We start from the raw sequence: 12595 nt of genomic DNA, 5'->3' as shown, positions 1-12595 counted from the left end.
GCGCAGTATATACGATGTTATAAAGTATCAAGGCGGTTCGTCGCCGCGACCGCACGCTTCGCCGATGAGATGCGTGTTACAGCGTCGCGACCCGCATGTTACGGCGCGTAGACGACCGACGCGCCGGCGCGCTTGAGTCGCAACCAGGCGCCGAGTGCCCACCACGCCAGCGCCCAGAGCGTTCCGAAGCTCCACCCGGCGATCACGTCGCTCGGCCAATGGACGCCGAGATAGACCCGGCTGAACCCGATCGCGATCACCAGCAGGCCGGCGACAATCAGGATATAGCGACGTGCGCGTTGCTCCTCGACGATCTGGACGGTCAGCAGGGCAATGGTGAGATAGATGATCGCGCTGTTCGCCGCATGGCCGCTGGGGAAGCTTGCGGAGCTCACCTCGACGAGATGATCGGTCAGCGCCGGGCGGGCGCGGCCGATCAGCGCCTTGGCGATGGCGACCGCGATCGATCCGCTGATCGTCCCGCCCAGCACCAGCCAGAAGGTCAGCCACTGGCGCTGGACCGCCAGGAACCCGGCGACGATCGTCACCAGGATCACGAGCGCGGTCTCACCGCCCAGCGCGGTTACGTCGATCATTGCCTGTTTCAGCCAGAACGGACCGATCGGCGTGCCGTGCATCGTGCCGCCGCGCATCGCGAGCAGGATGCGGCTGTCGAAACCGAACTGCCAGCCGCGATCGATCAGGGTGCCGACCAGGCCCAGGATCAGCACCGAAGCGGCAACCGCGCCGGCGCCGAGCCTCAGCCATGGGGGATGCCGGATATCGTCGGGGATGCGTCCGCCCGTATCGGCGCCCTCGGCGTGGAGCGGATCGTCGGAATGGGGGGCATCTGGCGTCACCCGCCTATCACTGGACGGGTTCGGTCAGCCGATCAACCTGCGCGCGTACCACGGCGCCCGCCTTCTTCACGGAAAGCCCCTGTTCCATGCGCAGCCTTTGCCATGTCTCGAAGCTCAGCATCAGGTCGATCGCCTCGAAGGTCAGTGCATCGGACGCGATCTCCTCGGGCAGGATCGACTTCAGCTTGGCGCGCATGAAGGCGAGGGCACGGGCATGCTCCGTCTGGATCGCCGCGGATTCGTGCCGGTGCGCATCGCCGGCGCGCTTGAACGGCATCAGCTTCTCATAGGTGGTCAGCCGCCGGTCGGTCGTCTCGCTCAGCTGCCCGCGCCAGTCAGTCGCGGTATAAGGGACCAGCCACATCTCATACTGGCGGGCAAGGCGGGCGGTGATCGCGGCATAGAGGCTCTCCATGTCCTTGAAGTGCCGGAACACGCTGCGCAGCCCGACAGACGCACGGCCGGCGACCTGTTCGGCGCTCGGGGTGATCTGTCCCTCGGCGACAAGGGCCAGCATCGCCTCGACGATCTTGTCGCGGCTCGATTCCGACCGTCTCCTGCGCCCGTCGGCCGAGCGCCCCTTTTGCTGATCCATCAATTCGCCCAATAGATATAAGTCTCGCCCGGTTTGGGTCTGGTGCCCAATGGCCGGTCGATCGCGATCGGCGATCGGATCAGCGATGGCCAGGCCGGCTTGACGCTGCTCCTATCATGATCCGCGAGCAATGCCTTTAATCGCGCGACGAGGGCGGGTTGCTGCGCGGCAAGGTCATGCTGCTCGGTCGGGTCGTTCCGCAGATCGAACAGCAAGGCCTTGTGCGGCAGGTCGAGCATCTGCAGCTTCCAGTCGCCGTCCCGCACCGTGCGATAGGCACCGTCGCGCCAGAACAGGATCTGGTGCGGGTTCCCCGCCTGCCTGCCCTCGACGAACGGCAGCAAGTCGACGCCGTCCACCGCGCGGTCGCCCGGCATGGCGATTCCGGCGGCCTTGCCGGCCGTCGCGAAGATGTCGAAATGGCTGACCGGTCCGTCGATGCGCGTGCCCGGCCTGATCTGCGCCGGCCAGCGCATGAAGAACGGCACTTTCACGCCGCCTTCGAAAAAGGTCGCTTTCCAGCCGCGATAAGGCCGGTTGATGTCGGGCAGGCCGATATAATGCGCGCCGCCATTGTCGCTGGTAAAGATGACGAGCGTGTTTCGGTCGAGCCCCTGCGCCTTGAGTTCGGCCGTCACTCGCCCGACGCCGCGGTCGAGCGCGCGGATCATCGCGGCATAGACCCGGGTGCGATGGTCGGCGATCTGCGGCAGCGCGTCGTAATCCGCCTTCAGCGCCTGGAGCGGCGTGTGCGGGGCGTTATAGGCGAGGTAGAGGAAAAAGGGCCGGTTGCGATTGGCCTTGATCGTGTCGACGGCCTGGTCGGTCAGATAATCGGTCATGTAGCGGTTCGGCCGGAACGGTACGCTGCCGTTATACTGGACGCTGAACGGCAGGTTCGCCCATAGATATTTGTCGATCGGGTCGAAATCCTGTTTCGAATTGACGACGTTCGGGTCGTTCTCCGGCAGGAACATCTGCGCGCCGATGATGAAGCCCAGGCTCTCGTCGAACCCCTGGTCCTCGGGCCGCATGCCCCTGGCGCCGCCGAGATGCCATTTGCCGAGATGCAGCGTGTGATAGCCCTTGCCGCGCATCAGCTCGGCGATGGTCAGCTCCGATCCCGGCACGCCCTTGTCGTCGGCCGGCGGATCGGTCCGCGCCGCCTCCTCGTCGAAGATCGTGCGCTTGTCCCAGCTGGTCGGGAAGCCGGCGATGGTGCGCGCGAAGCGCGTGTCGGTCGGCGTGAACTCGAAGCCGAACCGCGTCGGATAGCGCCCGGTCATCAGCGCCGCGCGCGACGGCGCGCAGGTCGCGTTGCCGGCATAGCCGTCGGCGAAACTGACGCCGTCGCGGCCCAGCGCATCGATATGGGGGGTCTTGAGCAACCCGCCCGCCACGCCGCCGCCATTGAAGCTGATATCATTATAGCCGAGGTCGTCGGCGACGATCAGGATCACATTGGGCGGGCGCTTGTCGGCCGGCAGCTGCGCCACGTCCGGCCCGCTCTGCCAGGCGACCGGGTGGTTGGGATAGACATGCGGCGCCATCCATCCCGCCAGATGCAGCAGAACATAGTCCCTGGCGAGATAGCCGCCGACCAGCAGCAGCGCGACCGTTCCGAGCAGGATTTTCAGCCATGTCTTCACGGGGTCGGCCCTCAGTGCGGGGTGGACAGGATGTGGCGCCCCGCGAGCAGGATCGCGATCATCGCCGCTTCGGCGACCACCGGCTCATGCGCGGTCGGCGACGCCCCGTCGATGGCGATGCCGATACAGCGCCCGATCAGCGCGAGGGCGAGCAGCAGCAGCGGCGTGCTCAGAGGCTCGGCCCGACCGTGCCATGCGCCGTACAGCGCGAAGGCGCCGCCGGTCATGAAAAAGGCCGTGAAATCGGCGCGCATCGTCGCCAGTCCCTGGATGCTGGCAGGCAACAGGAAGAAATTGGCGCCGAGCCGCGCGGGGTCGATCAGAAAGCCAAGCCCGATTGCCAGGTTGAACAGCCCGACCAACGCGATCGCGGCGCGAATTGCCTTTCGTATGACGGCCTCCCCTTTGATTCGCGGCATCGTATCAGCCGCGCGGGTCTTTGCAACATTTCGGCATTGATAATGCCATTATCCGGGCGCATCCTAGGGCAAGGGGGAAGATGTCGATGCGCAGGCCCTGGAAATCAGTGTTCGCGAGTCTCGCCCTGCTCGCGACGTTCACACTCGCTTCCGGCACATCGGCGGCGGAGCGGAAGCGGCCCAATATCGTCGTCCTGCTCGCCGACGATTGGGGCTTCAGCGATGTCGGTAGTTTCGGCAGCGAGATCCGCACCCCCAATATCGATGCGCTGGCCGCCGCAGGGGTGCGCTTCTCCAACTTCCATGTCGCCGGCACCTGCTCGCCGACGCGCGCGATGCTCCAGACCGGGGTCAGCAATCACCGCGCCGGCCTGGGCAATATGCCCGAGACGATCCCGCCCGACCATGTCGGCAAGCCGGGCTACGACACCGTGCTCAACGACCGGGTGGTGACGCTGGCCAGCCTGTTCCGCGACGGCGGCTACCGCACCTATCTCACCGGCAAATGGCATCTCGGCCGCACCCCGGACAAGCTGCCCACCGCGCGCGGCTATGATCACGCCTTCTCGCTGGCCGACGCGGGTGCCGACAATTTCGAACAGCGCCCGATCGAGGGCCTCTACGAGACCGCCGACTGGACCGAGGACGGCAAGCCCGCGACCCTGCCCGGGGATTATTATTCCTCGCGCTTCGTGGTCGACCGGATGATCGACTATATCGATCGCGGGCGATCCGGCGGAAAACCCTTTTTCGCCTCGGTGAACTTCCTCGCCAACCATATCCCGGTCCAGGCACCCGACGCCTATATCGTGCGCTATCGCACGGCCTATCGGAGCGGCTGGACCGCACTGCGCACCGCGCGGCGCGACCGCGCGGCGGCGCTCGGCATCATTCCCGCCGGCGCGCCGATGGTCGCCATGTCCACGACCCGCGACTGGAACGCCCTCCCGCTTGGGGAACGTGCCGCGCAGGCCCGCGCCATGGCGGCCTATGGCGGCATGGCCGAGGCGGCGGATGTCGAGATCGGCCGGCTGGTCGCGCATCTCAAGGCAACCGGCGACTATGCGAATACCGTGTTCGTCTTCCTGTCGGATAACGGCGCCGAGCCGACCGATCCGATGGCGACCTGGCTCAGCGCGCTCAACAGCCGGGTGCATTATGATCTCGCACCGGACTCGCAGGGCCGGCGCGGCTCCTTTACCGCGATCGGCCCCGGCTGGGCCAGCGCCGCCGTCGCTCCCTTGCGCGGCTATAAATTCTCCGCGACCGAGGGTGGCCTGCGCGTGCCGCTGATCATCGCCTGGCCGGGCAATCCGGCGATGAGGGCGGGCATGATCGCCGGCCGCTTCGCCTATGTGACGGACATCGCCCCGACCCTTCTCGCGCTCGCCCGGGTCCCCGGCCATGGCGGCACGTATCGCGGCAAGCCGGTCGAGCCGATGACCGGCGCGAATCTCTGGCCGGTGCTGAGCGGGGCGACCGACAGCGTGCATCCCGCCGACCAGGCGATCGGCTATGAACTTTCGGGCAACGCCGCGGTGTTCCGCGGCGACTATAAGCTGGTCAAGAATCTGCCGCCGACCGGCACCGGCGAATGGCACCTTTACGATATCGCCCGCGATCCCGGCGAGACGCGCGATCTGGCGGGCACGATGCCGACCTTGTTCAAGGCGCTCCAGGCCGATTACGCCGCCTTCGCCCGGCGCGATCAGGTGCTGCCGATGCCCGCCGGCTATACCGCCGCGGCGCAGATCAACCGCAACGGCTTCAACCGGAGCGTGCGGCCGAAGCTGCTTCGGTTGCTGGCGGGGCTTTTGGCGTTGGGAGCGCTCGTGACGGGCGTGCTGTGGTGGCGGAGGAGGCGGGCGTGATCCTCCCCGTGCCGGATCGGGAGGATTCAGCGCTTCGCCAGCCCGCTTTGCGCCATCCGCCATTTGAGCTGGTCGAACCGGTCCTGCCCGAAGAACGGTTCGCCCTCGAACACCATCAGCGGCACGCCGTAATGCCCCCCGGCGCGCTGCGCTTCCTGATTGGCCTCGACCACCGCCGCATAATGGTCCGGATCCGCCGCGACCGCCGCATCCATCTCCGCCAGGTCGAGCCCGGCGCGTTCCGCCGCCCGGGCGAGATGATCGCCGAGATGCCAGTCGGTCACCGCCCCGCCCCAGATCAGCCGGCTCACCTCGTCCAGAAACGCCAGCCCCCGGCCGCGCTCCGCCGCCGCCACGCCGAGATGCGTCAGCCGGTGGATATAAGGCTGCTCCTTCGGATAGGTCCGCGTCGCCATGTCCATCGTCACCGGGTCGGGCGACGCCCAGCGGAACGGCAGCCCGACGAAGTCGGCGCTCCGCCCGATGTCGCGCAGGAAATAACTTAGCCAGAGCGGATCGTTGTTGGCGAAGAAATCGGGTTGCCGCACCGCGATCGGATAGACCGGGCGCACGCGCGCCATGACGTCATGGTCGCGTTCGAGCTCGACCAGCCGGGGCGTCACCAGATAGGAATAGGGTGAGCGGAATGACCAGTAGAGATCGTAGCTCAGGGTCACCCGCCCAGCGCCTTGGTGCGGATGTTGAGCTGCCCGGCAAGCCCGGCGATCCGGTGCTTCTCGATCGCCTGATACTCGGGCGACGCCACCATCGCCATCATCGCCGCGCGCGAGGGGTATTCGGCCAGCGCCACCATGTCCCACAGCTCGTCCGCCTCGCCGAGCATCAGCTCGGTGACGTCCCCCGCATAGACCGACCTTGCGCCGACCGAGGCCAGGCAGGCGAGCACCGCCTTGCCATAACGGCGATAGGCCTCGCGTCCGCTCAGCTCCGGCTCGGAGCCATCGGCATAATCGGCGCGCTCCCTGAACTTCAGCAAATTGACCATCACGAACGGCCCGTCCTCGACCCCGCCGAAAAACGCCGCGGCCTGTTCGGCGCCCGGGAAGACGGTGTTGGTGACCTTCATGCGACGCCTCCAGCCGTGATATTGGCACAATACGTGTCATATCATGGCAGGCGGGTCAATGACGCGGCGGCACCGGCCGGTCGGCGACCAGACGCACCCCGATATGATCGGTACCGAGCCCGCGTTCCTGGAACTGGCGCGCGGCAGGGCGGTAGCGCGCGCAATAATTGCCCGCGCAGAGATAGGATCCGCCCTTGATGACATGCATGTCGCCCTGCGGCCCGCCGGGGTCGCTGGTCCATTCCCACACATTGCCGATCATGTCGTACAGGCCGAAGGCGTTGGGCTTGAAGCACCCCACCGGCGCGCGGCCCTTATAGCCGTCGAGCGCGAGATCGCGCTGCGGGAAGACGCCCTGATAATAATTGGCCTGGGGACGGCCCTCGCCATCCACCGGCTCGGGCAACGCCTTCTGCCCGGCGCGCGCGGCATATTCCCATTCGGCCTCGGTCGGCAGGCGCTTGCCTGCCCAGCGCGCGTAGGCCTGGGCATCCTCGAACGCGATCTGCACCACCGGCTCCCGGTCGCGTCCGACGATCGATTCCGCCGGCCCCGACGGATGCCGCCACTGCGCCCCGACCGACCAGCGCCACCAGCGCGGATCGTCCTGGCTCGGCACGCTGAACACGGCGGACCCCGGCACCAGCATCTCGGGCGGCGCGCCGGGCAATGTCGGCGGATCGCGCTCCGCCATGGTCGTGTAGCCGGTCGCCTTCACGAAGGCGGCGAACTCGGCATTGGTCAGCTCGTGCGTATCGATCCAGAAGGGTTTGACCGACACCCTGCGCGGTGGCCCCTCCTCGGGGTAGAGCGGGTCGTCGCCCATGGTGAAACTGCCGCCGGGGATGGCGACCATCGGGGCCTTCGACAGGTCGGTGCAGACGGATGCCGGCTGTTTCGATGTGCAGGCGGTGGCCAGCAACGGGAGCGCAACGGTGGAGAAGAGCAACCGTGCCCAGGTACATTTCACCTTCCCCGGCGAAGAGTTCCGGGTCGGATCGTCCCCCGGACGATCCTTGAACATACGGGGTATGTTCAACCCGGAACTGGGTCCAGTTGGGGGAGCTGTGAAATGGCCGCCCCGCCCGTTTCCTTCTGCCTCCCTACTGGGCCCCGGCCTCCGCCGGGGAAGAAGAAAAACGCGCCTCATCATCCCGCCCCAAGCTCGCACGCCTCACCGATCGCGGCATAGATCAGGTCCAGATCCCCATCGTCGATACAATAAGGCGGCATGACATAGACGGTGTTGCCGAGCGGCCGAAGCAGCAGATCCCTGCCCCGGAAAGAAGCGAGCAGGCGCGGGCCGATCGACGACAGATAATCGCCCTGTTCGTCGGCGATCTCGATCGCCGTGATCGTGCCGATCTGCCGCGCGTTGCGCACCGTCGGCAGTGCGGCGACCTTCGCCAGCCGCGCCTGCTGGCGCCGGGCCAGATCGGCGATCCGCTCCAGCACCGGCTCCTCGCGCCAGATGGCGAGATTGGCGTTGGCCGCGGCGCAGGCGATCGGGTTGGCGGTGTAGCTCGACGAATGGAAAAACATCGTCGCCCGGTCCTGCGACCAATGCGCGTCGTAGATCGCCTCGCTCGCCATGGTCACCGCCAGCGGCACCGCCCCGCCGGTCAGCCCCTTCGACAGGCACAGGATGTCGGGCACGATCCCGGCCTGTTCGCACGCCAGCAAACTGCCCGTCCGCCCCCAGCCCGTCATCACTTCGTCGGCGATGAACACCACGCCGTGCCGCGCGCAGATCGCACGCATCTCGGCCAGCACCCGGGCCGGATAGATCAGCATGCCGCCTGCGCCGAGGATCAGCGGTTCGACGATCAGCGCGGCGGGCCTGGCGTGGCAGGCGGCTTCCAGCTCGTCGAGCGTGTCCTGCTCGCGCCCCGCGGCGGGGAATGGCAGGGTGCCGACATCGAACAGCAACGGCGCATAGGCCCGGTTGAACACCCCGCGCGCGCCGACCGACATCGCGCCGATCGTATCGCCGTGATAGCTGTGCTGCATCACCAGCACGCGGTGCCGCGGCTCGCCGCGATGGGCCCAGAAGCCGAGCGCCATCTTCAGCGCGACCTCGACGCTGGTCGATCCCGAATCGGAGAAGAACACCCGGCTCAGCGCGGCCGGCGTCATCTCGATCAGCCCGCGCGCGAGCGTCTCGGCCGGCTCATGCGTCCAGCCGGCAAAGATGATCTGGTCGAGCTTGCCCGCCTGCTCGGCGATGGCGGCCATGATGCGCGGGTTGCAATGCCCATGCGTCGTCACCCACCAGGAGGAGATCGCATCGACGATCCGCCGCCCGTCTTCGGTGAACAGCGCCGCGCCCTCGGCATGCGTGACGAGCGGGATCGGCTCGCCCAGCCCATGCTGGGTAAAGGGGTGCCAGATCGGCGATCCCTTCATCGGAAATCCGCCACATCGAACTGCGCGGCAAAGGCGGCGGCGAGCGTGCCCGCATCGAGCGGCGCCAGATGCGGCAATCGGCCGAGCCTTTTCACCCCGCCGATCCGCGCGATGGTTGCCTCGCTATGCTCGACCGCCTCGCCGGTGAACGCCACGCCCAGGATCGGCACGCCGCGCGACCGCAAGGCCTCGATCGACAACAGGCTGTGGTTGATCGTGCCGAGCGTCGTCCGCGCGACCAGCACCACCGGCAGCGCCCAGCGCGCGAACAGATCGGCAAAGACCAGCTCGCCCGTTACCGGCACCAGCACCCCGCCCGCGCCCTCGATCACCAGCGGACCGTCGAGCACCGGCGGCACCAGCCGCGCCGGATCGATCGTTACCCCGTCGATGGCCGCCGAACGATCGGGCGAACAGGGCGTGGTCAGCCGATACGCCTCGGCCAGGATATGCTCCGGCGCCAGCCCGCTCAGCCGCGCGACGGTCGCGGCATCGCCGCCTTCTTCCAGCCCGGCCTGGACCGGTTTCCAATAGGAAGCGCCCAGCGCCCCGGCGAGCGCGGCGGCGAATACCGTCTTCCCGACATCGGTGTCGGTCCCGGTGATGACGATCCGCACGGTCATGCGAGCGCCCCCGCAATCGCGTCCGCCAGCGCATCCACATCCGCCACCGTCAGGTTGAGCGTCAGCGAGATGCGCAGCCGCGAACTGCCCTGCGGCACCGTCGGTGGCCTGATGCCGCGCACGTCGAACCCGGCCGCCTGCACCGCGGCGGCGACGCGCATCGTCCGCGCATCGTCGCCCAGCACCAGCGGCAGGATCTGCGATCCGGTCGGCGCCACGCTGCAGCGGTCGAGCGCCTTTTCGGCCGCGCCGACCAGATCCCACAAGCCGGCGCGCCGTTCCGGCTCATCGGCCAGGATGCGCACACTCTCGCGCACGGCGCTCGCCATCAGCGGGGACGGCGCCGTCGAGAAGACGAAGCCGCGCCCGCGATTGACCAGGAAATTGCGCACCACCTGCGGGCCGCAAACCAGCGCGCCTTCGCACCCCATCGCCTTGCCGCAGGTGTGGAGCGTGACGACATTCTCGCGCCCGTGGAGCGCCGCGGCGAGACCGCGCCCCTGCGCGCCGAACACGCCGGTGGCATGCGCTTCGTCGATCAGCAGCATCGCCTCATGACGCCCGGCCACCGCCGCCAGCGCGTCGAGCGGCGCCCGGTCGCCGTCCATGCTGTACAGGCTCTCCACCGCGATCCACGGTCGCCCGGTGCCGCCGGCGCGGCGCCATCCGGCAATGGCGGTCTCGAACGCCTCGGGGTCGTTATGCGTCGCGGCGACGGCATCGGCCCGGCTCAGCCTCATGCCCTCATGCGCGCTGGCATGGATCAGCGCATCATGCACGATCAGGTCGCCCCGCTGCGGCAGGGTCGCGAACAGCGTGGCGTTGCCGGTATAGCCGCTCGAGAAGAACAAAGCCGCCTCGCTCCCGAAAAACGCCGCCGCTTCCGCCTCCAGCGCTTCATGCTCCTCGTGATTGCCGCGCAACAGCCGCGATCCGCCCGATCCGACCGGCACCCCGCGCTCGACCGCTTCCGCTACTGCCCGGGCGAGCCGCGGCGAGGTAGCGAGCGCCAGATAGTCATTGGAGGAAACATCCACCCCGCGCCGCGGCACCAGCGTGCGCAACCGGTCCTGCGCGGCAAGCCGGGTCAGATCGTCTGCAAGGGCCTTGAGCGCCGACATGGGCGGCGCTCTAGCGGCATCGCGCGGCGATGACGATAGAGCGCGGCTTGCGCCGCGTGCCCGCCGGGCGCAGGAGCGCGGGCAATGACTCAGCCTTTCCCCGACCGCCACTTCGCCGCTTTCCTGTTCGACATGGACGGCACGATCCTCACCTCGATCGTCGCCGCCGAGCGGGTCTGGGCTGGCTGGGCACGCCGTCACGGCCTCGACGTCGAGGCCTTTCTGCCGACGATCCACGGCGTGCGCAGCGTCGAGACGGTGCGCCGTCTCGCGCTGCCCGGCGTCGATCCGGAGGCCGAGGCCGCCGAGATCACCCGGCTGGAGATCGAGGATGTCGACGGCGTCGAGGCCATCGCCGGTGCCGATGCCTTCCTCGCCGCGCTGCCGGCGGATCGCTGGGCGATCGTCACCTCCGCCCCGCGCGCGCTGGCGACGCGGCGGCTCGAAGCGGCCGGCCTGCCCATACCGCCGGTGATGATCACCGCCGAGGATGTCGACCGCGGCAAGCCCGCGCCCGATTGTTTCCTGCTCGCCGCCGACCGCCTCGGCGTCCCCGCCGATCACTGCCTGGTGTTCGAGGATACCCCCGCCGGCATCGCCGCCGCCGAGGCCGCCGGCGCGGTGGTGATGGTGATTACCGTCACTCACGCCCATCCGCTGGAGACACCGCATCCCGGGGTGCCGGATTATGCTGCGTTGGGGGCGCGGGTTGGCCCGGAGGGATTGGAGATCATTGGTCGGTAGAGCGTTGTTCGGGTCGACGTACCTTCCCTCCGTTCGACCTGAGCTTGTCGAAGGGCTGTTCTTTCTGCCGTGGAAGAGAAGAGCAGGGCTTCGACGAGCTCAGCCCGAAACGGGGTAGAGGGAAGGTCCTTGGCAAAAAGCCCGGGCGGTCGGGGGCGGACCGCCCGGGCTGGCTGGCACGGCCGGGGGTCAGGCGGCCAGCGCTTCCCTGATCGGTACAACTTCCGATTCGCGCGCACTCAAGAGTGCCCAATCGAGCGCATAATCGGCCACGTTTTCCCAGCCCGCATCGATCCCGGTCCAGTGCGAGCGCCCTTCGAAGATGCGCAGCTCGGTCTTCGACGGCGCAAGGCTCTGCTTGCGATAGATCGCCCGGGTCATGCTCGCATCGGCGATCAGGTCGAGCGATCCGCCGATCAGCAGCAACGGCGCGCGCTTGGGATTGTCCCAGCGGATCCTGCCGGCGCGCAGGAAGATGCCGTCCCAATAGACCTTGCCCGGCGTCGGCACGATATAACGATCGTACAGCGCATCGGCCTGGTCCTTCGGCGCGGTCTGCGCGAAACGCGTCCGGAAGAATGTCCGCGACATCACCTTGGCCTTGCGCCAGCTGAACAGGTCGCCGAGCACCGGCAGCGCCGACCAGATCGCCTGTGGCCCGAGCGGCACGCCCGGGGTCGGCGCCGGATCGATCGCCACCCCCACCGCGCCCAGCCCGCGATCGAGCAGATGCTGGACGATCACCCCGCCGAAGCTATGACCGATCAGGATCGGCGCCTCGGCAAGCCCGCGGATCAGCGCGTCGTAATGATCGATGATCTGCAGCTGCCCCAGATGCTTCAGCTCCTCGCGCGGGGTGTCGCGCAGCTCGGCCGGCGCGCGGTCGTCATAGGGCCAGTTGGGCGCCAGCACGGTATAGCCTCGCGCTTCGTACCGTGCCTTGAAACCTTCCCAGGCCAGCGCATTCAGCCAGGCGCCGTGGATGAGCATGATGGTGTTCGACATGTCCGATCTCCCGCTTCGATGCGGACGGCCGCGGCAGCGTCGTCCCTGTCCGAAACATGCCGGGTAGGACGCGCGGGCGACATTCTACGCGGGTGTGCCGGGATACGACCTTGGTATTAGGGTTGAACCGGAGCGAGCTCGCCCATGTCTCAATCAAGCCCCTCCCCTTCAGGGGAGGGGGCAGGGGTGGGGCAGCGTGGGGGGGGGGGGGGGGG

The 12595-nt window shown here is 67.9% G+C and carries 13 protein-coding genes; 2 read left to right on the top strand and 11 right to left on the bottom strand.

What is annotated here, in order from left to right:
* Window positions 1-98 precede the first annotated feature (98 nt).
* Genes AC1DX5_RS06225 through AC1DX5_RS06210 form a run of 4 tightly spaced genes read right to left on the bottom strand, consistent with a single transcriptional unit; the run spans window position 99 to window position 3523 of the window.
* Complete coding sequence (locus tag AC1DX5_RS06225) at window positions 99-860, bottom strand: phosphatase PAP2 family protein (RefSeq protein WP_478014578.1); 762 nt, start codon at window positions 858-860, stop codon at window positions 99-101.
* A gap of 7 nt (window positions 861-867) precedes the next feature.
* On the bottom strand, window positions 868-1455 hold the full coding sequence (locus AC1DX5_RS06220; protein ID WP_478014577.1) for a TetR/AcrR family transcriptional regulator: 588 nt from the start codon (window positions 1453-1455) through the stop codon (window positions 868-870).
* Window positions 1455-3104: a sulfatase-like hydrolase/transferase gene (locus AC1DX5_RS06215; protein WP_478014576.1), complete on the bottom strand. Its 1650-nt coding sequence runs from the start codon at window positions 3102-3104 to the stop codon at window positions 1455-1457. The genes AC1DX5_RS06220 and AC1DX5_RS06215 overlap by 1 nt, the downstream gene beginning before the upstream one ends.
* A gap of 11 nt (window positions 3105-3115) precedes the next feature.
* Window positions 3116-3523 (bottom strand): hypothetical protein, encoded by a 408-nt coding sequence (locus tag AC1DX5_RS06210; RefSeq protein WP_465171043.1) that lies wholly within the window; start codon window positions 3521-3523, stop codon window positions 3116-3118.
* An 86-nt stretch (window positions 3524-3609) separates the two neighbouring features.
* On the opposite strand from AC1DX5_RS06210, the gene AC1DX5_RS06205 reads away from it, so the two are divergent.
* On the top strand, window positions 3610-5394 hold the full coding sequence (locus AC1DX5_RS06205) for an arylsulfatase (RefSeq protein ID WP_478014575.1): 1785 nt from the start codon (window positions 3610-3612) through the stop codon (window positions 5392-5394).
* A 26-nt stretch (window positions 5395-5420) separates the two neighbouring features.
* Here AC1DX5_RS06205 and AC1DX5_RS06200 read toward each other — a convergent pair whose 3' ends face one another.
* The 6 genes from AC1DX5_RS06200 to AC1DX5_RS06175 form a co-directional block, all read right to left on the bottom strand.
* Window positions 5421-6071 (bottom strand): DsbA family protein, encoded by a 651-nt coding sequence (locus tag AC1DX5_RS06200; protein ID WP_465171041.1) that lies wholly within the window; start codon window positions 6069-6071, stop codon window positions 5421-5423.
* Window positions 6068-6481 (bottom strand): DUF1330 domain-containing protein, encoded by a 414-nt coding sequence (locus AC1DX5_RS06195; protein WP_465171040.1) that lies wholly within the window; start codon window positions 6479-6481, stop codon window positions 6068-6070. The genes AC1DX5_RS06200 and AC1DX5_RS06195 overlap by 4 nt, the downstream gene beginning before the upstream one ends.
* Window positions 6482-6536: 55 nt before the next feature.
* On the bottom strand, window positions 6537-7337 hold the full coding sequence (locus AC1DX5_RS06190) for a formylglycine-generating enzyme family protein (protein WP_478014622.1): 801 nt from the start codon (window positions 7335-7337) through the stop codon (window positions 6537-6539).
* A 293-nt stretch (window positions 7338-7630) separates the two neighbouring features.
* Window positions 7631-8887, bottom strand: coding sequence for an adenosylmethionine--8-amino-7-oxononanoate transaminase (locus AC1DX5_RS06185; RefSeq protein ID WP_478014574.1), 1257 nt, complete (start codon window positions 8885-8887; stop codon window positions 7631-7633).
* Complete coding sequence (gene bioD, locus AC1DX5_RS06180; RefSeq protein WP_478014573.1) at window positions 8884-9510, bottom strand: dethiobiotin synthase; 627 nt, start codon at window positions 9508-9510, stop codon at window positions 8884-8886. Before bioD ends, AC1DX5_RS06185 begins: the two co-directional genes overlap by 4 nt.
* The gene (locus AC1DX5_RS06175; protein ID WP_478014572.1) at window positions 9507-10631 is read right to left on the bottom strand and encodes an 8-amino-7-oxononanoate synthase; all 1125 of its coding nucleotides are present in this window, start codon (window positions 10629-10631) and stop codon (window positions 9507-9509) included. Before AC1DX5_RS06175 ends, bioD begins: the two co-directional genes overlap by 4 nt.
* A gap of 84 nt (window positions 10632-10715) precedes the next feature.
* On the opposite strand from AC1DX5_RS06175, the gene AC1DX5_RS06170 reads away from it, so the two are divergent.
* A complete protein-coding gene (locus AC1DX5_RS06170; RefSeq protein WP_478014571.1) occupies window positions 10716-11375 on the top strand; it encodes an HAD-IA family hydrolase in 660 nt (219 codons plus the stop codon).
* Window positions 11376-11564: 189 nt separating this feature from the next.
* Here the strand turns inward: AC1DX5_RS06170 and AC1DX5_RS06165 are convergent, their stop codons facing one another.
* Complete coding sequence (locus tag AC1DX5_RS06165; RefSeq protein WP_478014570.1) at window positions 11565-12380, bottom strand: alpha/beta hydrolase; 816 nt, start codon at window positions 12378-12380, stop codon at window positions 11565-11567.
* Window positions 12381-12595: the final 215 nt, after the last annotated feature.

The sequence above is a fragment of the Sphingomonas sp. P2_B6 genome (genome assembly GCF_056404755.1).
The sequence above is the reverse complement of the archived record's forward strand: the minus strand, read 5'-3'. Positions and strand labels throughout refer to the sequence as shown.